A 22,543-nucleotide genomic window follows, 5' to 3' on the forward strand; every position below is an offset into this window, starting at 1 on the left:
GCTACGCCCTGCACCCGCCTTAGGCGTTTTTTTGTGCCTGAGGTATTGTGTCGCGGCAGTTGTGCGCGGGATACCTTCGGGTATGCCGGGTTCGTTGACAACCGGTCGGTCAACCCGCGTACAGCTGCCACCCTCTTCGTTTGACCGCGTACGTTGGTAGCTCCACTTGTCAACGGAGTTTCACCATGATTAAAGACAGCCCAAATCCCCCAGAAACACTCTTCTCCGTCCGTCCCGATTTAGGTACAGAAACTGTGCTGGCCAACGCCTCCCAAGACCTGGCCTCCATCAACGACATCGCAGCCCACCTGGCGTTTGAAGTCGACGGTGCTCAACGCAACGTGGCGCTGGGCATCTGCCGCCTGCTGGAAGGTGTGCAACTTTTAGTGAACAAGGCATTGGACGAGGCTCATCCCACTGCCTGAACGTAGACGACATAAGGCGCCTGAGCTATCTTCGGACGCCTTATCGATCGACCCGGAACAGGAAGTGACCGCTTGAGCACGTCGTCCCTACTGCGAGGCCGCACCTTTGCCTTCTTCGCAGGCACCGCCTTTATTGCCGTAGACCAACTCGTCAAACTACTGGCCTTGGTTTCACTGCAAGCCACCAGCTTCAAATTCGGCGCCAGCCCCATCAACCTCGCGCTGGAACTGAGCCTGAACCCAGGCGCCTTCCTTAGCCTGGGCGCTGCACTACCGGCGCAGGTCAAACAGCTGATCTTTATCGTGGGTGTGGCGGTCGTGGTGGCTTGGGCGATGGGGTGGTCGCTCTCCAATTGGAACCAACCGCTGCGTAAAGTCTTGCCGCTGTACGCGATTGCGTTGGGCGGTATCGCCAACCTGATCGACCGCGTCTTTCGTGACGGGCATGTCGTCGACTACATGGTGTTGAATGTAGGGCCGACACATACCGGCGTGTTCAATATTGCTGATATCGCTATTACGGCCGGTGCGATTTATTTAATGATCGACTTATTGGCACGACCGCGAAGGGCATAGTTCGATGAGCACATTACGTAAAAGAAGGCGTCTCACCTTCTACGTCAACTTATCGATCACGTATTGCTGAAACCAGGCAGGCTGCGTATCCGAAACGATATCGATATCTTCACCTTCGGTAATTTCCGCAAGCTGAGCGAAACTTGGCTCACCGTCTTGCGAGTTATCAAAGATATAAGCTCTGTTTGAAAGCAATACAGCGTCGGAGAGATTCTCCAGCGAGCGCTTGTAACGAGAGCGAATTTTGTCGGCAGGAACATCATGTCCCCCGATTGACGCCCTGTACGCAACCCGCGCAACGTTGATATCGGCATCTGCCGTGGCGACGTAGTAAACGTATACCCGATACCCTGCTGCTTTCGCCTGCCGCAGCAGCTCTATCTTGCTGCTATCTGACATGACGGTTTCAAAGGTAAAACTCACCCGCTCTTCAATCAAGGAGACTCGAATAAAGTCAGACAACGCAGAGGCTATATAGGAATCCACCTGCCTTGAGGGAAAAGCGATTCGATCGCCGTCCACGACTAAGTCTTCCAATTTGGCAAGAGAATCGGGAAATTTCAAAAGTAGCGTATGACCGCGTAAGAACGGAATCGCCCGTCTGGCACATTGATCGAGGCCAAAGGCAGCAAATTCAAACGCTCCCGTTTCGCGGATGCTCAACTCAATTGCATCAGGGTTGATGTAGTTCACCAGCAAATGAGCCGGAACTTTCGAGTTGAACGTGCTCTTTCCACTCCCGTTCGGTCCGGCGAACATCCGGACCCTGGGGGTGGTACTCAAGCCTGAATCTGCGCCTGGGTGGACCGTCGATCCAGGAGAGACTTCTTGGTTTTCAAGCGGGTGCCCGCCTTGAGAGTACCGTAGGTTTCCACTGGACGAATAACCAACGTTTCTGTATTTGAGACTTTCACCAGCTGGCCGGCACGGACCACAAGCACAGATTCGCCCTTGGAAAGGGCAACCTCGTAGGCATCTCTGAATGCCTTGGCTGCAATAGAGGGAATACTCGATTCTTGAGCAAGAATCTGCGCTTCGGTGATTTGTGGCTTAATTTTTTTACGTGACATGCTGGTCTCCGGCTCAGGACGGGGGCGGATCAATGGCAGTTAGCATAGATCACCTCAAGCGTCGAACGCAGACTCGACTTTACCTCAATGTGTGTCCCGTGTCCTCACCCCCACCGTGCGACACGGTGTTTACGCGCTCCCCATTCGATCTCTCAAAACACCGACCACCCAATCCGCTCACTCAACAACTCCAACGCTTTCATCCCCGCCAGCGAGTTCCCCGCCGCGTTCAACTCCGGCGACCACACGCACACCGTAAACTGCCCCGGCACCACCGCGACGATCCCGCCCCCTACCCCACTCTTGCCCGGCAACCCCACGCGATAGGCAAAATTGCCCGCCTCGTCATACAGCCCGCTAGTCGCCATGATCGAGTTGACCTGTTTGGTCTGGCGCGCGGTGAGGATCTGCTCGCCGCTGTGGGCGCTCACGCCTTCGTTGGCCAGGAAGCTGAACGCCCGCGCCAGATCCAGGCAGCTCATCTGCAACGCGCAGTAGTTGAAGTAACTATGCAACACCGCATCCACATCGTTGTGGAAGTTTCCAAACGACTTCATCAGATACGCCATGGCCGCGTTGCGCGCACCGTGTTGCGCCTCGGATTCGGCGACGATGCTGTTGACCAGGATCTGCGGGTTGCCCGACAGGCGCCGGACGAAATCGCGCATCGACAAAATCGGCACGGCAAAGCGCGATTGGTTGATGTCGCAGATCACCAGAGCACCGGCATTGATGAATGGGTTACGCGGGCGGCCGCGTTCAAATTCAAGCTGCACCATGGAGTTGAACGGCTGCCCGGACGGCTCGTGGCCCAGGCGTTCCCAGATGGTTTCGCCGCCGTGGTCGATGGCCTGCACCAGGCTGAACACCTTGGAAATGCTCTGTACCGAGAACAGCGTGTCGGCGTCACCGGCGCAGTAGGCGGAACCGTCGTTGCCGTACACGGCGATGCCCAGTTGGTTGGCGGGCACGTCGGCCAGTGCGGGGATGTAGTCGGCGACTTTGCCGAGGCCGATCAGGGGGCGCACTTCGTCGAGGATCGACGAGAGCATCGCCTGCATGTCTTGTCGTGTCATCTGGGTTTGAATCGCTGGTAAACGGGTCGCGGAGGATACTTCAATGCGCCCGAAAGCCCCACACAATCTCGACCACCCGTTCGGCGATCACCAGGTACACCAGGATCAACAATACCTGTAGCGCCAAGTGATAGCGCAGCTTGGCGAGCCGGCGAATACCGTCGCTGATATTCAGGAGCATGAGCAGCGTCGACAGGATGATCAGGCCCCAGCCGGCCACGCTGGAGGCGAACACCCCGATAAACAAGTCACGCTGCCCAAGCAACGTATTGGTCCCCGCTGCAAACAACAGTGCACACACCAGCAGGTTTTTCACGTTGTCGAAGATCTGCGTGCTCAGATCGTTTTCCAACAACGCCATATAGCGTTTCCATAACGTGCGCATGGCAGGTACCGGATAGGGATCGCTCGTCAATCAAAGTAGTCCAAATGCCCGTACACTGCACCGTTGCGCTTACTCCACGAGGATTTTTGCATGAAATTGATGATCGGCCTGGCCGCCCTGCTGTTGGTATCGGCTTGCACCACGACCGCGTCCACCACGCCACCCGCCCAAGACTCCGCTGCGTCGACGTGCCTGGCCGGCGGCGGCACCATGAAGCAAGTCGGCAAGTTGCAGAGCTGGAAGTGCATCACGCCGTACAAGGACGCGGGCAAGGCATGTACCGATTCGAGCCAGTGCGAGGGTGAGTGCCAGACCAGCGTGACCACGCAAACAGGCACTACACCGATCAGCGGCACCTGCCAAGTGGATAACAGCCACTTCGGCTGCTCGGCGACAGTGGAGAAAGGCAAGCTGGGGCGGGCGATCTGCATCGATTGACCGATACCCCCTGTAGGAGCCGGCTTGCCGGCGATGGCGTCCCCAGGTGCGATGCAAATCTTGAGGGCCTATCGCCGGCAGCCGGTGCCTACAAGCGGGCCAGCGCTTAGAAATGCGCCACATCCGACACCTGCTCGTCCAGCACATCTCGCGCCAGCGCCCAGGCGCGATCCTTGGACTCCACCACCAGCAGCGGGTAGCCCCAGGCCTTGCCGAACATCACGGCAAACGGCTTCAGCGCCAGGCGTTGTGCGGCGCTGGGCTCGACCTGGATCATGCCTTTGACGTAGGTGCGCAGCGCCTGCTTGTTTTTCTTCATCCAGATCGACGCTTGCTTGCGCTCTTCATGAGAGTGTTCGTGGTTGTTCTCATCCACGGATTTCTCGTGCAGCAACAGGAAGGGTTGCTGGCGGGCCAGCAGGCTTTCGAAGGTCAGGAAGGCCTCCTCCGGCCCGCCCTCGTTGGGCGCGTCGAAGACGATTTTCACCACTGGGAATGTTGAGCTGTCGAGTCGCATGGCAAATCTCCTTGTTGAGAATGGATCTCACTATAACGACCACCCCACTAGACGGCATTGCACAGAATAGCCAGAATGTTTCGCAATTCAGCCAAGCGTAAAGTCGCCATGCAACACCACCGCCTCGACCAACGTGACCCCTCCAGAGTAAAGGACGCCGACCTGCTCCCGCGTGCCGTGATCGCCGTGAGTGCCACCAGCACGTCCGAGAGCTGGGAGCATGCACCGCATTCCCATCGCAAGGGCCAGTTGATGTACACCCTGCGCGGGGTGATACATTGCCAGATCGAGGCCGGCATCTGGATCGTGCCGCCCCAGTGCGCGCTGTGGATTCCCGGCGGCCTGTCCCACGCAGCACGCGGTTCCGGCCAAGCGCAGGTGTATTGCCTGTTGATCGACCCGGACGCCGCCGGCGCCCTGCCCCCGCAATGCTGCACGCTGTCGGTGTCCGGCCTGTTGCATGAACTGATCAGCAAAGCCGTAAGCTTCCCGCCGTTGTACGAAGAGGACGGCGCGCAGGGCCGTCTGATCCGCACGCTGCTGGACGAACTGGCCCAGGCGCCCATCGAGGACCTGCACCTGCCGATGCCTCAGGACCCGCGCTTGCGGCGCCTGGCCGACAGCCTACTGGCCGCCCCCAGCGACAAGGCCACCCTCGGCCAGTGGGCCGTGCGCATCGGCATGAGCGAGCGCAGCATGACCCGCCTGTTGCTGGAAGAATTTGGCCTGAGTTTCGGGCGTTGGCGCCGGCAGTTGCATGTAATCCTGTCACTGCAACGCCTGGCCAAGGGCGACAGTGTGCAGCGGGTCGCCCTGGACCTGGGCTATGAGAACGCCAGCGGCTTCATCACCATGTTCCGCAAGGCGGTAGGCCAGCCGCCAGCACGTTACCTCGCTGATCGCGCCGGTGCGTCAACAGCCAACGCCGCCGCGACCATCGCATTGCACGCGCAACAGACGCCGGATCAGCGCTGAACCGGAATGCGAATATCACCGCCGCGACACTGGGTCTTCACACTTTTGGGGCAGCCGGCAAAGCGCAGTTCCTTGCTCAGGCACACCCGCACTTCGGACAGCACCTTGCCCTTGCAGATCACCGCCACACTGTGATCGCCCATGGCTGGGTTGGCCTGGCGGAACAGGCGTTCGATGTCCTGTGCCTCAAGGTAACTGGGCACATTGAACGGCTGCAGTTGCTGCGGAATCTGCACCGTGGCCAGCGCTGCGTCGGTTGCTTCCAGGTAACGCGCGGGCCCCAAGCCGCTGCACGTGCCGTGTTTGGCCCACTCATGCTTGAGCAATGCCTGTGTGGGAAACATCAGCGCGCCCTTGGCCATGTCGTCGGCCGACAACCGCGATTGCGGGTCGCACGACGCCGGCCACCCGCCACGGGCGTACTGCGGCCATAACCCGTGCAATACAAAGCCGTAGCCTTTACCTGTGCATTGCTCATTGTTCGGGTGCGTCAAGCAGAACGTGGGCGACCACGACAGCGACAACACATAAAAATCAAAGTCCCCTGCCGGGCGTTGCTCACGTGGCGCAGCCATTGCACTGGTGGCTATGACCAGCCACACCATCATCCAGTATTTCATCCGTCTATTCCTCGAAAAAACAGAGCCCTATCGCAGCTACCCAGGATGATGGGGGTTACGTTGTAGCACCTTGTCGAGGATCCGATCGGTCTTCAACGCCTCGATCGCTTGGGAAGGGTGTTCGGCTTCCCCGCGAATATGGGCATTCATTGCCAGCACATGATGCCACTGGATATGCGCGTGGCAAGGCACCTCCAGCACCTCGTCCACCTCGCCTTCAAGGCGCAGTGGCTGGTCGTCGAATACGGCAAAAGTGATACGCCCCTTGCTGCCGATCAGCTCGACCTTGTCTTCGCGGCGGTCGGCGACAAAGTTCCAGCAGCCCATGCCCAACGCACCGGACGCGAACGTCCAGCAGGCGGTCACCGCATCTTCGGCGGCGTAGCGCCCGGCCTGTCGCGCGGTGAAGCCCGAGACCTCGACGATATCCCCGGCCAGGTACTGGAACAGGTCAAACCCGTGGCTGGCCAAGTCGGCAAAATAACCACCACCGGCGATGAGCGGGTCGGTGCGCCAATTGGCGACACTGGCATCGTCGGCGCCCGGTGGCTTGCACAGGGTCCAGGTCAGGTGGCGCAGTTTGCCGATACGCCCGTCTTGCAGCCACTGACGCACCTGCTGGAAACGCGGCAGCGAGCGGCGGTAATACGAGACAAACAGGTGCAGGCCGGCACGCTCGAAGGTGCGCTGCATCAATGCGCTTTGCTCGGCATTCAACGCCATCGGCTTTTCGACACAGCAGTGCTTGCCCGCGGCGGCCACCATCAGGCTGTACTCGAGGTGGCTGTCGGGTGGCGTGGCGATATACACCGCATCCACTTCGGGATCGTTGATCAGGGCCTGGGCGTCGGTGTAGAAGCGGGCAATACCGTGGCGTGTCGCATAATCGCGCACCGCGTCTTCACGGCGCCCCATCACGGCCACCAGCGCAGAACCTGGCGCTTTGTAGAAAGCGGGTCCACTCTTCAATTCAGTGACACTGCCACAGCCGATCATGCCCCAGCGTACGGTGCTCATCTGCTCTCCTCGTGCGTTTTGATCAATCGGGCAGTATCCACATCCCCACACGTCAGCGCCATAACCACTTAGCATGACAATTGCATTACACTTTTATGACACTCATCCCGCTGCGGGGCACAGACGATGAAAATAAGGGCCACGGTCATTTGCGAACACGAGGGGCATATCCTCTTCGTGCGCAAGGCCAGATCGAAATGGGCGCTGCCGGGCGGCAAGGTCGAACGCAATGAGCGACCGGTTGGCGCGGCTGAGCGGGAGCTGGAAGAAGAAACCGGATTGAACGTGGACGGCTTGTTGTACTTGCAGGAGTTGAAAGCCCGCGACACTGTCCATCACGTGTTCGAAGCGTCGGTGGTGAACATCGCCGATGCAAAACCTTGCAATGAAATAATCGATTGCCAGTGGCACCCCTATGGCGCCATGGATGATCTGGACACCACCGACGCCACCCGACACATCGTTAAATCCTTTCTACGTCGCCTGTAGTTCAGCGCTTTGGCCACTGGCCAACAGACCTCGTTTCACCCCGCCATTCTCTTTCTGCCGTTCGACAAAGGACCTGACGAACGCGGCAGCGGCTGCGTGCGCCACCGGTACGGCCATGGCTTGGCGGATGGTCATGAAATCGTCCTGCACCAAGCGGCTTTGCGCGGTGACCTGGGTTTGCAGGAAGTCCCGCACCCCTGCCGCCGCATCCAAACCTTGTTCGATAAACCAATCCACCGCTGCGGCCGAGGTCGGCGCGCGTACCAATTCGGCATGCTCGACCGTTCGGCTCAAGTACAGATCGTAGGCCGCGCCCTGACCGACGGCGATGCGTCGGCCCGGCGCATCCAGTTGTGCGACGTGCGTAAAAGGTGAGTCCGCCGCCACCAGATACGTGCCCTTGATCGCTACATACGGCGCGCTGAAGGCGATTTCCTTTTCACGCACCGGCTCGATAGCCAGGAACGCCACGCGCCAGACGTCCTCGGCCAAGGCCGCGAAGACCTTACCCGCCGCCTCAAACGTGATGAGCTGCAACTCTACACCCAGCTCTGCAGCCAGCGACTTGGCCAGCGCCACGGAAACACCCTGGGGCTCTCCGTTCGTACCACGTTGCGCCAGCACCGGGTTGCCGAAGTTGATGGCGGCGCGCAGCACGCCATCGGGGGCCAATTGTTGCAGTACGCGGGGGTCAATCATCAAGCGCTCCTTGGCGGGTCCGTTGCACGGTCTTGCGGATCACAAACGGCAGCACGCCGCCGTGCACAAGGTAACCAAGCTCTTGCAGCGAGTCGAGGCGCAACACCAGACTGCATTGAGTGAGACCACCGTCGGCGCGATCGATCTGCAGGGTGATCGGGTTTTCGCCCACCTGCAGGTTATCCAGGCCGAGGAAAGTCAGGCGCTCGCTGCCCTCCAGCGCCAATTCCTGCACTGTCTGCCCCTCGTTGAATACCAACGGCAACACCCCCATGCCGATCAGGTTGCTGCGATGAATACGCTCGATACTGCGCGCCACCACCGCCTTGATACCTAGCAGACTGAGGACCTTGGCCGCCCAATCGCGGCTGGAGCCAGCGCCGTAGTTGATCCCGGCAAACAGCACCGTAGGCGTACCCACGTAGCTTTGCGCAGCCAGGTACAGCGGCTGATAGTCCGTATGGTCGGCGTTCCACGCCCACACGCCTTGGCGCGGCGCTTGCGTCGGGTCCAACAGGTTGTTCAGGCGCGGGTTGGTAAAGGCGCCACGCACCATCACCTCGTGGTTGCTGCGCCGGGTCGAGTACTGGTTGAAATCCGCCTCGGCCTCGCCCCTTTCACGCAGCCAGGCACCGGCCAGGCTCTGCGCCGGGATGGTACCCGCTGGCGAGATATGGTCGGTGGTGACGTTGTCGCCCAGCACCACCAATACCCTGGCGTTGCGCACCGATAAGCGCGTCACCGGCAACGCCTGAACATCCGCCAGGTACTGCGGGCGGCGCAGGTAGGTGGAGTCGGGATGCCAGGCAAACTGCACGCTGCCATCGGCTTCCAGCGCCTGCCAGTGAGGCGTGCCTTGCCAGAGCAGTTCACTGCGTTGCTGGAACAACGCCGGCCGTACCACTTCAGAGACTTGCGCCGACACCTCGGCGTCGCTGGGCATCAGCTCATGCAGGTACACCGGCCTGCCCTGTGTATCCAGTGCCAGTGGCTGGCTGGACAGGTCTATGTCGATGCTCCCGGCAATCGCATACGCCACGCACAGCGCGGGCGATGCCAGGTAGCCGGCCGGGACTTTCGGGTTGACCCGCCCCTCGAAATTGCGATTACCCGACAGCACCACCACGCCCCTGAGGCCCTGCTCGGCGAAGGTCTCCACATGCGCTTCCAGGCTGCCAGAGTTACCGATGCAGGTCATGCACCCAAAACCCGCCAAGTCGAAACCCAGCGCAGCAAAATCCTTCAGCAAACCTGCTGCTTCCAGATAGTCCGCGACCACCCGCGAGCCCGGCGACAGTGAGGTCTTCACCCACGGCCTGCGCCCCACGCCACGTGCCCTTGCATTACGCGCCAGTAACCCGGCCTGGATCATCTGCGCCGGGTTGGCAGTGTTGGTGCAACTGGTGATCGCCGACATCACCACCGCGCCGTGGGTCAGCGGCGCATTAAACGATGGCTCTAAAAACGGCTGCCCGGCCTCGCCTTGCACATGCTGATGAAACGAGGCACTAGCCCCCGCCAGCGACTGACGCTGATGGGGCTGATGCGGCCCGGCCACACTCGGTTCCACCTGCGCCAGGTCCAGCTCGATCAATTCATCGAACTGCGGCTCGGGTTCCCCTTCCTGGCGCCACAACGACTGCGCCGCCATATAGGCCGAGACCTTGGCCAGCAGCGCCGCCGGGCGCGCGCTCAATTCAAGGTAAGACAAGGTTTCGTCATCAAACGGGAAAAACACCACGGTCGCGCCATACTCTGGCGCCATGTTCGCCACCGTGCCTCGCGCCGCCCAACTCAACGACACCAACCCCGGCCCGGTGAACTCGACAAACTTGCCGACCATGCTGCGTTGACGCAGCAACTCGGTCACGGTCAACGCCAGGTCCGTCGCCGTCACGCCGGGACGCAAGGCGTTGTTCACGCGAATCCCCACCACCTGCGGGAACGGAATCGGCACCGGCTCGCCCAGCATTGCCGCCTGCCCTTCCAGCCCGCCCACGCCCCAGCCCAACACACCGATCGCGTTGATCATCGGCGTATGGCTGTCGGTGGCGACCATGCAATCGGGGTGCAGCAGCACACCGCCGTCAGCAGCGGGACTTTCCCACACCACCTGCGCGATGGACTCCATGTTCATCTGGTGGATGATCCCCGTACCTGGCGGGATCACCTTGAAGTTGTCCAGGCTGGCCTGGGCCCACTTGATAAAACGGTAGCGCTCGCTGTTGCGGCGAAAGTCGATGTCCAGGTTGGCTTCCACCGCCCCCGCTTCGGCGTAGTGCTCGACAATCACCGAATGGTCGATGGTCAGCACCGCCGGAATCGCCGGGTTCACCGCCGTCGGGTCACCGCCGAGTTCCGCCACCACATCGCGCATGCCGGCAAAGTCCGCCAGCGCCGGCAGGCACGTGGTGTCGTGGAACATCAGGCGATTGGGCTGAAATGGCACCTCACAATCAGGCCCCTGTCCCGTGGCGCGCGAAAGCACGGCAGGTAATGAGGCCGGGGCACAACGGGCGATGTTTTCCAGCAGGATGCGCAGCGAATACGGCAGCCGGTGCAATTGCGCAGGTGTCAGCAGCTTATGCAGGTCGATGTAGGCGTAACGTTGGCCGTCGATGTGCAAATGGTTGAGAAAGTCACTCATAGTTGCGCGAAGACCCGTTCGATACGCGCCAGGCCCCAATCCAGTTCGTCGCGGGTGATGGACAACGGCGGCGCGATGCGCAGCACGTTTTCATGGGTTTCCTTGGTCAGCAAACCTTCGACAAGCAACGCTTCGCAGATTGGCCGCGCGTCGCGGTCCAGCTCCACACCGACCCACAGCCCACGCCCGCGAATCTCGCTAATCGCCGGGGAGTTCATGGCCTGGAGACGTTCCACCAGGTAATGGCCGAGCTGCGCGCTGTTGTCGATCAAGCCTTCGTCCTCCAGCACGTTCAAGGCTTCCAGGCCAATGGCGGCGGCCAGCGGATTGCCGCCGAAGGTCGAGCCGTGGCTGCCGGCATCAAACAGATCCATGATCGAGTGATCCGCCAAAAACGCCGACACCGGCATGATCCCGCCACCCAGCGCTTTACCCAGGATCAACGCATCCGGGCGAATGCCTTCGTGCTGGAAGGCAAACCACTTGCCGGTGCGGCCCAGGCCCGACTGGATCTCATCGAGGATCAGCAAGGTGTTGGTCTCATCGCACAAGGTGCGCAGCTCGCGTAGGAAACCGGCTGGCGGCACACGAATACCCGCTTCACCCTGGATCGGCTCGATCAACACCGCGCAAGTGTCAGCCGTGATTGCCTGGCGGAAACTCTCGATATCGCCAAAGCGTGCCTCGGTAAAGCCGTTGCAGAACGGGCCGAAGTCGGCCTTGTAGTCCGGCTCGGACGAGAAACCGACGATGGTTGAGGTGCGCCCGTGAAAGTTGTTGTCGGCCACGACGATCTTTGCCTGGTTCGCGGCGATGCCCTTGACCCGATAGCCCCAGCGACGGGCCGCCTTGATCGCGGTCTCAACGGCTTCGGCGCCACTGTTCATCGGCAGCGCGGAATCGAAGCCACTGATGCGGCACAGCGCCTTGAGGAAGTTGCCCAACGGCTCACTGTAGAACGCCCGGGATACCACGCTGATCTTGTCGATCTGCGCCACGGCGGCGGCGCGGATGCGCGGGTGCACATGGCCGTGGCTGACGGCGGAATAAGCCGACATCATGTCCAGGTAGCGCTTGCCGTCATCGCCAATGGCCCAGACGCCCTCGCCCTTGACGATGACCACCGGCAGTGGCGAATAGTTATGGGCGCAGAATTGGTTTTCGAGGGTGATTGCCGGGTTGGAGTGCATGGAGAGTCCTGCCTAGTAGATATCGGATCAAGCGCTGAGCAGCTTGCCGCTGCGAATCGGTGTAGCTCCGGAGACACGACCCAACGGGTCCCCCGGTTTCACAAACCGCACATCACGGCGCATGTACAGCACACCGGTGTTGTGACTGTTGACCGTAATGGTCTTGCCGCTGTGGGGGTCGACGATATCGAACAGCGCCTGCCCTGCTTCGATCCGGCTGCCCACCGCCGCACGGTGCACCAGCACCCCGGCACTCGGTGCGTAGAACTGCTCGCTGCCCGCCAGCGGCGTGGCCGGGCTGCGCAGCGTCGGCAAAGAGCGCGGGGTACCATCGATGGCGCCGAGGTGGGTCAGGTAATCGATGATCGCAGTGGCGTCGTGGTCCGCCAGTTCGTAGGACACATCACGCTGGCCACGGTGCTCGACCGTCACTGCGATGCTGCTGTCCGGGATCGGGAAACGCGCGCCAAAACGCTCGCGCAAGTTGACCCACAGCAAGTACAGCGCTTCGTCAAAGGAATTGGCCTGGGAGTCGGTCGCCAGCAAGGTCGCTTCGGCGCCGATGTAACGGGCCAATGGCTCGATGGTCGGCCACACTGACTCACCGGTGTAGAGGTGCATTGCCGCTTCGCGGGAGCAATGCAGGTCGAGCACGATGTCGGCATCGTGGGCCAGCAGCATCAGGGTCTGTTGCAGCGACTGGTACTCATCCATCGGCTGGGCGGCGCGCAGGCATTCACCCCAGGCCTGGCGGATCAGCGTGCGGTTGACGTCGATGTCCTGGCCGAGCCGGTGCTCGACTTTCTCGGCAATGGCCTGAAAAGGCACCGGGAATCCACGGTTATAGTTGCGCCCGCTGCCCAGTTCAAAACGGCCACTGGGCGCACCCAGGATGTATTGGCCCAGGCCGGCCGGGTTGGCCACGGCCACCAGCACGATCTGCGCGTTGAGGCGGTCGGCATTTTCCAACGCCGCCAGTTGCTGGCGCAGGTGCGCAGCCACCAGCATCGCCGGGGTTTCATCGGCATGCAGCGCCGCCTGGATATAGATTTTCCGACCGGCACCCACTGCACCGTAATGCTCACTTTCCACGTATCGGTGGGTGCCTTGTGTCGCTTGCAGCAAGGGGTGTTGTTTAAGTTTCATAACGCAGAAGTCTCGATATTCGAGTGACAGAACTTGAGAAAATACTAACGAGACCGGGTGATCGCCTGTAAGGGCGGCCGGGGCTATCTTGATCTGCAAAACCGATCAGCCCAGGCCGCCCCGCCTGTGGCTACCAGAGCGCCAGGGTGTAGCCCAGCAGCACGCGGTTTTCGTTGACGTCGTTGTAGAAGTTGCCCTTGGCCAGGGCGTTGCGCCAGCGCATCGACACGCCCTTGAACGGGCCGGTCTGCACCACGTAGCTGATGTCCAGGTCGCGCTCCCATTCACGGCCTTCGCCGTTGAAGCCGATCACCTCAGCCGAATCACCCTTGGCGTATTTGATGCCGAACAACAGGCCCGGCAGGCCCAGGTCGGCAAAGTTGTAGTCGTAGCGCGCATGCCAGGCGCGCTCCTTGGTCTGGGTGAAGTTGGTGAACTGGTATTCGGTGAACAGGTAGCTGATGGAGCCATCGAGGTAGGTGAACGGCGTGGTGCCGTACTGCTGCTGGAAGCCGCCGCCGATGCTGTGACCGCCGTACTGGTAGGTCAGGCGTGTACTCAAGGCACGGTTGTCGACGTTACCCGCCAGGCCCGCACCGTCCTTGTCGGCCTTGAAGTAGCGCACGTCGGTCTTCAGGTTGCCCGGCCCCAGGCCAAAGCTGTTCTTGAAGCCGCCATATTGCTGGTGGTAGATGCTGTCCAGCTCGGCATAGTGGTAGCTGAGCAAGGTGTTGGGCGTCAGCGAGTAATCACCGCCGGCGAAGCGAAACTGGTCGCTCAGGGCCGTGCTTTTGTAGACCTTGCTGATGGTGGTCAGCTTCATGTCTTCGTAGTTGGTGGAGTCGCGATCCTTGGCCTGGTCCAGTTGGCCGAGGCTGATCTTGAGGTTGCTGATGTCGTTGGACACCAGTTGCGTACCGCTGAAGGATTGCGGGAACAGGCGGCTGGTGTTGGGTTGCAGGGTCGGCAGATCCGGCACCAGGTAGCCCACGCGCAGCTCGCTCTTGGCCAAGCGGGCCTTGGCGGTCACGCCCAGTTTGGAATAGCTGTCGGAAGCGCGCTTGTCACTGTCGCGCTGCAGCAAGCCGGTGCCGGACTTGTCCGGGCTGGAGTCGAGTTTCACGCCAAGCATGCCGATGGCATCCAGGCCAAAGCCCACGGTACCGTCGGTAAAGCCCGACTTGATCCCCAGCAAAAAGCCTTGGGCCCATTCGGCACGCACCGATTGGCTGGCCTCTTCACGGTAGTCACGGTTGAAGTAGTAGTTCTTCAATTCCAGCGTGCCGCTGCTGTCCTTGATGAAGTCGGCATGGGCGGCGAACGGGATCATCCCGCTGCTCACGACACCTACGCCGGTGATGAGTTGAGTCAGGGATTTTTTCATTTTTTTAGCTCCTGGCAGTGTGGGGGTTGGGGTGTTTTTATTGTTCTTCGGGCATGGCTTCGCCGTTCGCGCAAATCCGGGATTTGCGCGGCGGGCAAAGTCAGTCCTGGGTTACAGCACTAGCGGTACGGGGCCCTGGCGGATGCGGTAGCCACCGTTTTCAAGCTTCTCCAAGGGGCTGGCAGCGGCCAGCAACTTGCGGGTGTAAGGGTGTTGCGGGCGGTCGAAGATCTCATCGCGGGCGCCCATTTCCACCACCCGGCCCTCGCTCATCACCGCCACTCGGTGGGCGATGCGTTCCACCGCCGCCAGGTCGTGGGAGATGAACAGGCAGGCAAAGCCGTATTGCGCCTGCAGGCGTTCGAACAGCTCCAGAATCTGCTTCTGGATGGTCATGTCCAACGCCGAAATCGGCTCGTCGGCAATCACCAATCGAGGATGACGCACCAGTGCGCGGCCAATCGCGACACGCTGGCGCTGGCCACCGGAGAGCTGGTGCGGGAAGCGGTCGACAAACTGCTCGGCCAAACCGATGTCCAGCAGGGTCTTGGTGACCCGTTCACGTTTCTGCTCGGCACTCATGCCGGGCACATGGCGCAACGGTTCGGCAAGGATGTCGCCGATTTTCATGCGCGGATCGAGGGACGAGTACGGGTCCTGGAAAATCATCTGGCATTGCAGGCGATGTTCGCGGTTGCCGGACTTGAGGATGTCCACGCCTTCAAACTCGATAGCGCCGGCACAGGCCTTGTTCAGGCCGACAATGGCGCGGCCGAGGGTGGTCTTGCCTGAACCGCTGCCGCCCACCAGCGCCAGGGTTTCCCCCGGTGCAATGCTGAGGTTGGCCGAATGCACCACGCGTTTGAACGCGGTGCGACCCCACAGGCTGCGCGGGCCAGGATGCTCGATGCACACGTCCTTGACCGTCAGCAGCGGGCCGTCGGCCTGGGGCAAGTCCGCCAGTACCCCGCGACGTGGCAAGGCCTCCAGCAACTGCCGGGTGTACTCGGCCTTGGGCGCCAGCAGAATCTGTTCGATGGTGCCCTGCTCCACCGCGCGGCCTTCGCGCATCACCACCACCTTGTGGGCGTAGCGCGCCACCAGGGACAGGTCATGGCTGATGAACAGAATCGCCGTGCCCTGCTCGCGGGTGAGGTCGAGCATCAGCTTCAACACGTCCAGCTGCGCCAGGCAATCCAGCGCGGTGGTGGGTTCATCGGCAATCAGCAGCGCCGGGCGTAACAGCATCACCGAGGCAAGCATGATGCGTTGGCGCATGCCGCCGGAGAACTCGTGGGGGAACGCCGTCAGGCAACGCTCGGCGTCCTTGATGCCGATATGGCCGAGCATCTCCAGGCTGCGTTCGCGGATCTGCGCATCCGTCAGTTTGGTGTGCAGGCGCAGGCCCTCGGCCATTTGCTCGCCGATGCTCATGGACGGGTTCAACGAGACCATCGGTTCCTGAAACACCATGCCGATCTTGGCCCCACGCAGCTCGCGCAGTTGCTCGGGCTTGAGGCTGTTGAGGTCATGGCCCTGGAAGCGGACCTGACCGCCACAGTGTTCCAGCGGTGGCGGCAACAGGCCGATGGCGGCGCGGGCGGCCATGGTCTTGCCGCTGCCGGACTCGCCCACCAAGGCGACGATTTCGCCGGGGGCGATGGTGAAGCTCAGGTCATTGACCGCCAGCGGGCCGTGGGCGCCGATGCGGATTTTCAGGTGATCGACTGCCAGTAATACGTCAGTCATGCTCATTTACTCATCCGTGGATCAAGGCGGTCACGCAACGCGTCGCCACACAGGTTGAACGCCAACAACGCCATGGCGATGCAGACACCGGGAAACAGCCCCAGCCAACTGGCCGTGGCGATGTACGGCCGACTGGCCGCGAGCATGTTGCCCCAGGTCGCCGCCGGTGGCGGTACGCCCAGGCCGAGGAAGCTCAGCGAGCTTTCCGCGAGAATCGCCCAGCCGAACATGCTGGTGGCCAACACACACACCGGCGCCACGCAGTTCGGCGCGATGTGGCGCAGCATGGTGTACAGCTCGGAATTGCCGATCACCCGTGAAGCTTCGACAAACTCCTTCTCCCGCAGCGACAGCACAGTGCCGCGCACCACCCGCACCACTGAAGGCGTATAGGCCAGGCTCAGGGCGAAGACGATGCCGTACAGGCTCGGGCCGATGATCGCCATCAGGCCCAGCGCCAGCAAAATCCCTGGGAATGCCAACAACGCGTCATTGACCATCATCAGGCCACGGTCGACCCAGCCGCGCAGGAAACCGGCCAGCAAGCCGAGAAACGTACCGGCGATAATCGCCATGCTCACCGTCAGCACACTCACCCACAGACTGGTGTGCGCGCCGATCATCAGGCGACTCAACACATCGCGGCCATATTCATCCGTGCCCAGCCAGTGCGCAGCGGTCGGGGCCTGCAACCGCGCCAGCAAGTTCAGCGCCAGCGGGTCGTGGGGCGTCCACACCAGGCCGAGCGCGGCCATGATCAACAGCAAGCCCAACAGGAACGCACCGATCAGCGCGTTCAACGGCGGCACGCGCCAGGCCCTGGGGGCACGCACCGGTGCAGGCAACAGCACCTCGGGTGCAGCAGGAAGTGGCTTATTCATAACTTAACCCTGGGGTCGAAGAGCGGGTACAGCAGGTCCACCAACAGGTTGACCAGCACATAGACAAAGGTCACCAGCAGCAGGCAGCCTTGCAGCACCGGGTAGTCCCGGGCGTAGATGGCGTCGACCATCAGCCGGCCGATACCCGGCAGGGTGAACACGGTTTCCAGCACGGCAATGCCGCTGAGCAGGTTGCCAAGGATCAGGCCGATCAGGGTCAGGGTCGGTGCAAACGAGTTGCGCAACGCATGGCGCCACAACACCGCCCGCTCCGACAGGCCCTTGGCGCGGGCATGGGTGATGTACTCCAGGCGCAGCACTTCGATGGCACTGGCCCGTGCCATCCGCGTGATCGCACCCAGCTCCACCAAGGTCAGGGTGACAATCGGCAGCACAATGAAACTCAAGGCTTGCCACGGTGATTGGCCGAACGACACGTAACCCACCACCGGCAACCAGCCGAGCTTGATGCCAAACGCATACAGCAACAGCAGGCCGAGCCAGAAGCTGGGGATCGACAGCAACAGCGTCGCCGTCGATACCACGCCGAAGTCCAGCGCGCTGTCCTGCTTCCACGCCGACAGCAAACCCGCCGGCACCGCAATCAAGGCCGCCAACAACACCGACACCAAGACAATCCCGGCACTCATCTGGAACCGATCCAGGATTAGCGGCAACACGGCCTCATTGGTGGTGATCGAATGCCCAAGGTCGCCGCTGAGCACCGCCTTGAGCCAGATCACAAACTGCACCGGCAACGGCTGGTCCAGCCCCAGGGACGCGCGCGCCACCTCCAGGCTGTGGGCATCAGCCATGTCGCCAAGCATCAACAACGCGGGATCACCCGGCACCAGGCGGATGATCGCGAACACCATCAGCGATATCAGCAGCAAGGTCGGCACCGACATCGCCAGGCGTTGAGAGATAAACCGGAACATCCTCAATTACTCCCGGTGGCGGGGACGCTGACGGTCCACAGGCGCGGCTTGGACACAGGCCAGGTGCGCAGGCCCTTGACGTAGTCACGGCTGGCGGCAATCGCGTTGCCGTTGTACATCGGGATCATTGGCACGTCCTTGATCATCTGCTGGTGCAGTTGATCGAACAGCGCCTGGCGCTTGCTGATGTCACCTTCGCGCTGGGCTTCACGCAGCCACTCGCGGGCCTGGGGGTTGTCCCAGACCTTGCGTGACTCCTTGTCCTTGTCGCCGGTCATCGAGTCGAAACTCAAGGCCGGGTCGAGGCGCTCGGAATACGGGAACGCCATCATCTGGTAGTTGCCGCTCTGGTAGCGCTCCAACTGCGTGCCCCACTCCAGGGTTTCCAGCTCCAGGTTGATGCCACTGGCCTTGGCCATGGCCTGCACGAACACGCCCATGTCGAAGATCGCCGCGTAACGCTTGTTGACGATCAGCTTGATCGGCTCGCCCTTGTAGCCGGCTTCGCGCAGCAGTTGCGCAGTCTTGGCCGGGTCGAAGGTGAAGCCCTGGTCTTCGACGGCGGTGTGGTAATGGCTGCCGCTGGCAACCATCGAGTTGTTGGCCTTGGAGCGACCGCCGGTGAGCGCCTCGACGATTTGCGCCGAATCCAGGGCATGGGCGATGGCCTGGCGCAAACGCACATCTTTAAGCAGCGGATCACGGGTCTGGAACAGCAAGGCATTCACCGACATGGTACCGCTGGAGGTCACACGCACACCGGAATGGGCGGCCAGTTCAGTAGCGTCCAGCGGGGTGACATCAATCAGCAGGTCGACGTTTTTCGACAACAACGCGGCTTTGGCGGCGGCCGGGTCCGGGATCACCAGCAGGCGCACGCGGTCCAGACTGGTGGACTTGTTGCCGGTGTAACCGTCCGGCTCTTTTTCGTCGCGCGGGGTGTAGTTGGGGTTGCGCAGCAACTCGACGTATTGGCCAGGCTTCCACTCGCCCAGTTGGAAAGGGCCGGTGCCGACCGGGGCTTTCCAGCTGCCATCGGCGTTAAGCGAGTCCGCCGACAGGATGCCGCTGCCGCCACATTCAGGCAGCGCAGTGCTGGTCAGGAACAGGCCGTTGGGCTTGTCGAGGGTGAACACCACGGTGAGAGGGTCCGGGGCGTTCATGTCGACGATCTTCGCACCGCCATGCCCATCGAATTCAGGGGCGCAGCGCCACTGGGTCTTGGGGTCGAGGAAGCGCTTCCAGGTCCACAGCACGTCAGCGGACGTCAACGCCTTGCCATTCTGGAACTTCACCCCGTCGCGCAGGTGGAAGGTGTAGCGCAGGCCGTCGTCGGACACCTGCACGTCCTTGGCCAGCAGCGGGCCAACGGTGGCATCTTCGCGGAAGGCTACCAACCCCTCGGTGATGTGCATGATCACGGCGTCGGAGTTGGTGTCGCGGTTCACACCCGGGTCGGTGCTGCGGATGTCAGCGTTGAGCGCCACCTTCAATACACTTTCAGCGTGGGCAGTGCCCACCAGCGCCGCAGACAAGGCGCCTGCCAGGATAAGAGTCTTGTTCATGGATAACTGCACCTTAAATGTTCCTTACGCATGGGGTTCGGACGCTGGCAGGACCCAAAAAGAGGCACGGCCGAACACCTGGAGAGTTGTTGTTGTTTTAGTCGCCTTCACGGTTGGCGAATGTTCCTGGACCGATCTTATTCTTCACGCGGCAAGCTTGAGAAGAACGCTCCAGGTGATCAGGCTCGGCTTTTCCGATCACTTGCCAAGCCTGTCCTGACTTGACTCCAGCCTACCGAAAAATCAGGGCCTGGAGCCGTTTGCATGCGTTCAAAAATAATGAACCTGATCGGCCAAACCGATCTGTGCGCACCTGTAGCCATCAGATAAGCTGTCGGGCATTCAATGGTTTAAATGCTGAAACCTGAGGCAGTCCTTCATGACTCTCACCCACCTTCGTGCGTTCTGTGCCGTGGTCGAAAAAGGCAGCTTCCGCTCTGCCGCACGCCAATTGGACGTGGCGCAAAGCACCCTGACCCAGTCGATCCAGACCCTGGAAAAAGAACTCGGCGTGGTGCTGCTGCAACGCTCGAACCAAGGCATCAACCTGACCTCGGCCGGTGAAGTGTTCCTGGTGCGCGCCCGTTCGATCACCCTCGACTGCGAACGCGCCCTGCTCGACCTGCAACCCTGGAAAGGCGAACCCGAAGGCCATATCGACCTGGGCGTGACCTCCGAACCCCTGGCCGAACTGCTGGTGCCGGTGCTGAGCAACTTCACCCAGCGCTTCCCGCGCATCCAGGTGCATGTGGCCAGCGGCACCACCAAGGGCCTGGTGGAAAAAGTCCGCGATGGCCGCCTGGATTTCGTGCTGTGCCCACTGGCGCCGAACGTCACCGACATCGACCTGTCCATCGACCGCCTCTACAGTTCCAACGCCGGCATCATTGCACGCAAGGGCCACCCGCTGGCCCAGGCCAAGTCGGTGCAGGAACTGGTGGACTGCCAATGGATCAGCGTGCGCTCCACCGGTGTGATCGGCGGCGCCGAAAACCGCCTGGTCCAACTGTTCCGCACCCAAGGCCTGGCGCCGCCGAAGATCGCCATCACCACCGACTCACTGCTGGAAACCCTGCACATCGTCTCCGAAACCGACTACCTGACCATCGAGCCGCGCATGCTGCCGGGGATGAAGCTGTTCTCCAGCGCACTCACCACCATCGCCATCGAAGAACCCCTGGCGCCCCGAGATGTGTGCCTGATCAGCCGTCGTTCCGCGCCCCTCACCGGGGTCAGCCAGGAACTCACCAGCATGCTGATTTCCTATTCCCGGCTGGTGCACCGCAGCCGTTGATCCACCCTCTTGCCGAGCGTTTCCATGCCCCTGACCTCCTACGACGGTTTGCCCCGCGCCAGCGCCAGCAGTGTTGGCGTTGACCCCGACCGCCTGATCGCGTTTCTCGACGCCGTCAAGGCCGCCGGCCTCGACCTGCATGGCTTCATGTTGCACCGCCATGGCCATGTCGTCGCCGAAGGCTGGACCTGGCCGGTCGACCCTAACGAACCCCGCGTGCTGCACTCCATGGCCAAGAGTTTCACCGGTTGCGCCATCGGTCTGGCCATCGAAGAAGGCTTGCTCAAGCTTGACGATCGCCTGGTCACCTTCTTCCCCGACGAAGTGCCTGCCGACGCCGACCCGCGCCTGGCCGACATGACCGTCGAACACCTGCTGACCATGCGCACCGGGCACGCCAGCAATACGTCCGGCTCCGTATGGCGCGGCATCAGCACCAGCTGGATCGCGGAATTCTTCAAGATCCCACTGGCCTATGCGCCGGGCACCGAATACGTCTACACCAGCGCGGCCAGCTACATGCTCTCGGCGCTGATCAATCGCGTTGCCGGGCAGACCTTGCACGACTATCTCAAGCCGCGCCTGTTCATCCCCTTGGATATTCACAACGAAACCTGGGACATCGGCCCGGACGGCGTGAACCCCGGCGGCAATGGCCTCACCGCCCCCGTGTCGGCGGCGCTGAAACTGGCAGTGCTGCACGCCCAGGACGGCCTGTGGAATGGGCAGCAAATACTGCCGGCCGCCTGGGTCCGCGCCGCCACCCAACCCCAAGGCGGGCCGGACAGTCGTTACGGCTACCACTGGATGATGAAACCCAGCGGGGCCTTCAGTGCACTGGGGGTGTTTGTGCAGATGGCCGCCGTGTACCGCGAGTATGGCGCGACGCTGGTATTGGTGGGTGGGATGAAAAACTCGGCGGCGATCCTGCCGTTTGTCGAGGCCTATTTCCCGGCGGCGTTTACCCGCGGCGGCAGCCCTGGCGCGGATGCACGCCTGGAACAGCGGCTGGCGAGCATGGCCGAGCGACCTGCGCTAGTGTCTTTATGTGCTGCGCCGGCGAATGGGAAGCGCGTGTTTGAAATGGCCGACAACGGATTGGGCGTGCAGCGGTTGTCGTTTGAGTTTGCAGGCGATGCCTTGACCTTCGAACTCAGCGACAGTCAGGCCACCCATTCGTTGAAAGTGGGCGTTGATCACTGGCTCAGCGGCCTGACCAGCATGCCCGGCCGGGCGTTGCATCACGGTTATGAATTCAACGGCGCGCAGATCGTTGCCGGTGCCCGCTGGTTGGACGCCAGGACACTGGAAATGACCTGGATCTACCCGCAAACGGCATTCAGGGATCGGGTGGTGTGTGTGTTTGACGGGGATGGCGTGAGCGTTGCCCGCACGGTTAACGTCAACAGTGCGGAGCGCGAGCAGGCAGTGTTGATCGGCACATCGCGCTAAGCGACCTGCC

General features: G+C 61.6%; 23 protein-coding genes. 7 read left to right on the forward strand and 16 right to left on the reverse strand.

All coding sequences use genetic code 11. From position 1 onward, the window contains the following. Positions 1-185: 185 nt before the first annotated feature. Both CI807_RS24390 and CI807_RS24395 read left to right on the forward strand, forming a co-directional pair. Complete coding sequence (locus CI807_RS24390; RefSeq protein ID WP_095016573.1) at positions 186-425, forward strand: DUF6124 family protein; 240 nt, start codon at positions 186-188, stop codon at positions 423-425. Positions 426-497: 72 nt separating this feature from the next. After that, positions 498-1,001, forward strand: a complete 504-nt coding sequence (locus CI807_RS24395) for a signal peptidase II (RefSeq protein WP_095016574.1) — start codon at positions 498-500, stop codon at positions 999-1,001. 39 nt (positions 1,002-1,040) lie between these two features. On the opposite strand, the gene CI807_RS24400 is transcribed toward CI807_RS24395, so the two are convergent. The 4 genes from CI807_RS24400 to CI807_RS24415 form a co-directional block, all read right to left on the reverse strand. Next, entirely contained in the window at positions 1,041-1,784 is a 744-nt protein-coding gene (locus tag CI807_RS24400) for a zeta toxin family protein (protein ID WP_256578612.1), read from the reverse strand. Continuing rightward, positions 1,781-2,071, reverse strand: a complete 291-nt coding sequence (locus CI807_RS24405; RefSeq protein ID WP_095016576.1) for a hypothetical protein — start codon at positions 2,069-2,071, stop codon at positions 1,781-1,783. Before CI807_RS24405 ends, CI807_RS24400 begins: the two co-directional genes overlap by 4 nt. Positions 2,072-2,223: 152 nt before the next feature. Next, entirely contained in the window at positions 2,224-3,132 is a 909-nt protein-coding gene (glsB, locus tag CI807_RS24410) for a glutaminase B (RefSeq protein ID WP_095016577.1), read from the reverse strand. Between the two features lie 55 nt (positions 3,133-3,187). Next, the gene (locus CI807_RS24415; protein WP_025856147.1) at positions 3,188-3,532 is read right to left on the reverse strand and encodes a hypothetical protein; all 345 of its coding nucleotides are present in this window, start codon (positions 3,530-3,532) and stop codon (positions 3,188-3,190) included. 90 nt (positions 3,533-3,622) lie between these two features. On the opposite strand from CI807_RS24415, the gene CI807_RS24420 reads away from it, so the two are divergent. After that, complete coding sequence (locus CI807_RS24420) at positions 3,623-3,970, forward strand: hypothetical protein (protein WP_016977177.1); 348 nt, start codon at positions 3,623-3,625, stop codon at positions 3,968-3,970. Between the two features lie 106 nt (positions 3,971-4,076). Here the strand turns inward: CI807_RS24420 and CI807_RS24425 are convergent, their stop codons facing one another. Then, positions 4,077-4,487, reverse strand: coding sequence for a hypothetical protein (locus CI807_RS24425; RefSeq protein ID WP_095016578.1), 411 nt, complete (start codon positions 4,485-4,487; stop codon positions 4,077-4,079). Positions 4,488-4,595: 108 nt separating this feature from the next. Here CI807_RS24425 and CI807_RS24430 point away from each other — a divergent pair, with 108 nt between their 5' ends. Continuing rightward, positions 4,596-5,462: a helix-turn-helix domain-containing protein gene (locus tag CI807_RS24430; protein WP_095017617.1), complete on the forward strand. Its 867-nt coding sequence runs from the start codon at positions 4,596-4,598 to the stop codon at positions 5,460-5,462. On the opposite strand, the gene CI807_RS24435 is transcribed toward CI807_RS24430, so the two are convergent. Together CI807_RS24435 and CI807_RS24440 are read right to left on the reverse strand one after the other, a co-directional pair. Further along, positions 5,453-6,082 carry a ribonuclease T2 gene (locus CI807_RS24435; RefSeq protein WP_095016579.1) on the reverse strand — a complete coding sequence of 210 codons (630 nt, stop codon included), beginning with the start codon at positions 6,080-6,082 and terminating at the stop codon, positions 5,453-5,455. The two genes, CI807_RS24430 and CI807_RS24435, sit on opposite strands and share 10 nt — an antisense overlap. Positions 6,083-6,118: 36 nt before the next feature. After that, entirely contained in the window at positions 6,119-7,099 is a 981-nt protein-coding gene (locus CI807_RS24440) for a Gfo/Idh/MocA family protein (protein ID WP_095016580.1), read from the reverse strand. A gap of 126 nt (positions 7,100-7,225) precedes the next feature. Here CI807_RS24440 and CI807_RS24445 point away from each other — a divergent pair, with 126 nt between their 5' ends. After that, the gene (locus CI807_RS24445) at positions 7,226-7,588 is read left to right on the forward strand and encodes an NUDIX hydrolase (protein ID WP_095016581.1); all 363 of its coding nucleotides are present in this window, start codon (positions 7,226-7,228) and stop codon (positions 7,586-7,588) included. Here CI807_RS24445 and CI807_RS24450 read toward each other — a convergent pair. From CI807_RS24450 to CI807_RS24490, 9 genes are all read right to left on the reverse strand, one after another. Further along, the gene (locus CI807_RS24450) at positions 7,574-8,287 is read right to left on the reverse strand and encodes a transporter substrate-binding domain-containing protein (protein ID WP_095016582.1); all 714 of its coding nucleotides are present in this window, start codon (positions 8,285-8,287) and stop codon (positions 7,574-7,576) included. The genes CI807_RS24445 and CI807_RS24450 overlap by 15 nt on opposite strands. Beyond that, positions 8,280-10,934 (reverse strand): aconitate hydratase AcnA, encoded by a 2,655-nt coding sequence (gene acnA, locus CI807_RS24455; RefSeq protein WP_095016583.1) that lies wholly within the window; start codon positions 10,932-10,934, stop codon positions 8,280-8,282. Before acnA ends, CI807_RS24450 begins: the two co-directional genes overlap by 8 nt. Then, entirely contained in the window at positions 10,931-12,124 is a 1,194-nt protein-coding gene (gene rocD / locus CI807_RS24460) for an ornithine--oxo-acid transaminase (protein WP_095016584.1), read from the reverse strand. The genes acnA and rocD overlap by 4 nt, the downstream gene beginning before the upstream one ends. Positions 12,125-12,151: 27 nt before the next feature. Then, the gene (locus CI807_RS24465; protein ID WP_095016585.1) at positions 12,152-13,270 is read right to left on the reverse strand and encodes a succinylglutamate desuccinylase/aspartoacylase family protein; all 1,119 of its coding nucleotides are present in this window, start codon (positions 13,268-13,270) and stop codon (positions 12,152-12,154) included. A gap of 130 nt (positions 13,271-13,400) precedes the next feature. Next, positions 13,401-14,654: an OprD family porin gene (locus CI807_RS24470; protein ID WP_016977186.1), complete on the reverse strand. Its 1,254-nt coding sequence runs from the start codon at positions 14,652-14,654 to the stop codon at positions 13,401-13,403. Between the two features lie 111 nt (positions 14,655-14,765). After that, on the reverse strand, positions 14,766-16,409 hold the full coding sequence (locus tag CI807_RS24475) for an ABC transporter ATP-binding protein (protein WP_095016586.1): 1,644 nt from the start codon (positions 16,407-16,409) through the stop codon (positions 14,766-14,768). Continuing rightward, complete coding sequence (locus CI807_RS24480; RefSeq protein ID WP_095016587.1) at positions 16,406-17,284, reverse strand: ABC transporter permease; 879 nt, start codon at positions 17,282-17,284, stop codon at positions 16,406-16,408. The genes CI807_RS24475 and CI807_RS24480 overlap by 4 nt, the downstream gene beginning before the upstream one ends. Beyond that, entirely contained in the window at positions 17,281-18,222 is a 942-nt protein-coding gene (locus CI807_RS24485; RefSeq protein ID WP_033902298.1) for an ABC transporter permease, read from the reverse strand. Before CI807_RS24485 ends, CI807_RS24480 begins: the two co-directional genes overlap by 4 nt. 2 nt (positions 18,223-18,224) lie before the next feature. Continuing rightward, a complete protein-coding gene (locus CI807_RS24490) occupies positions 18,225-19,787 on the reverse strand; it encodes an ABC transporter substrate-binding protein (protein ID WP_095016588.1) in 1,563 nt (520 codons plus the stop codon). A gap of 379 nt (positions 19,788-20,166) precedes the next feature. Between CI807_RS24490 and CI807_RS24495 the strand changes: the two genes are divergently transcribed. Together CI807_RS24495 and CI807_RS24500 are read left to right on the forward strand one after the other, a co-directional pair. Beyond that, entirely contained in the window at positions 20,167-21,081 is a 915-nt protein-coding gene (locus tag CI807_RS24495) for a LysR substrate-binding domain-containing protein (RefSeq protein WP_095016589.1), read from the forward strand. 24 nt (positions 21,082-21,105) lie between these two features. Beyond that, positions 21,106-22,533: a serine hydrolase gene (locus CI807_RS24500; RefSeq protein ID WP_095016590.1), complete on the forward strand. Its 1,428-nt coding sequence runs from the start codon at positions 21,106-21,108 to the stop codon at positions 22,531-22,533. Positions 22,534-22,543: the final 10 nt, after the last annotated feature.

Source organism: Pseudomonas sp. NS1(2017), assembly GCF_002269425.1.
In the GTDB taxonomy this organism is placed as follows: Bacteria; Pseudomonadota; Gammaproteobacteria; order Pseudomonadales; family Pseudomonadaceae; genus Aquipseudomonas; species Aquipseudomonas reactans.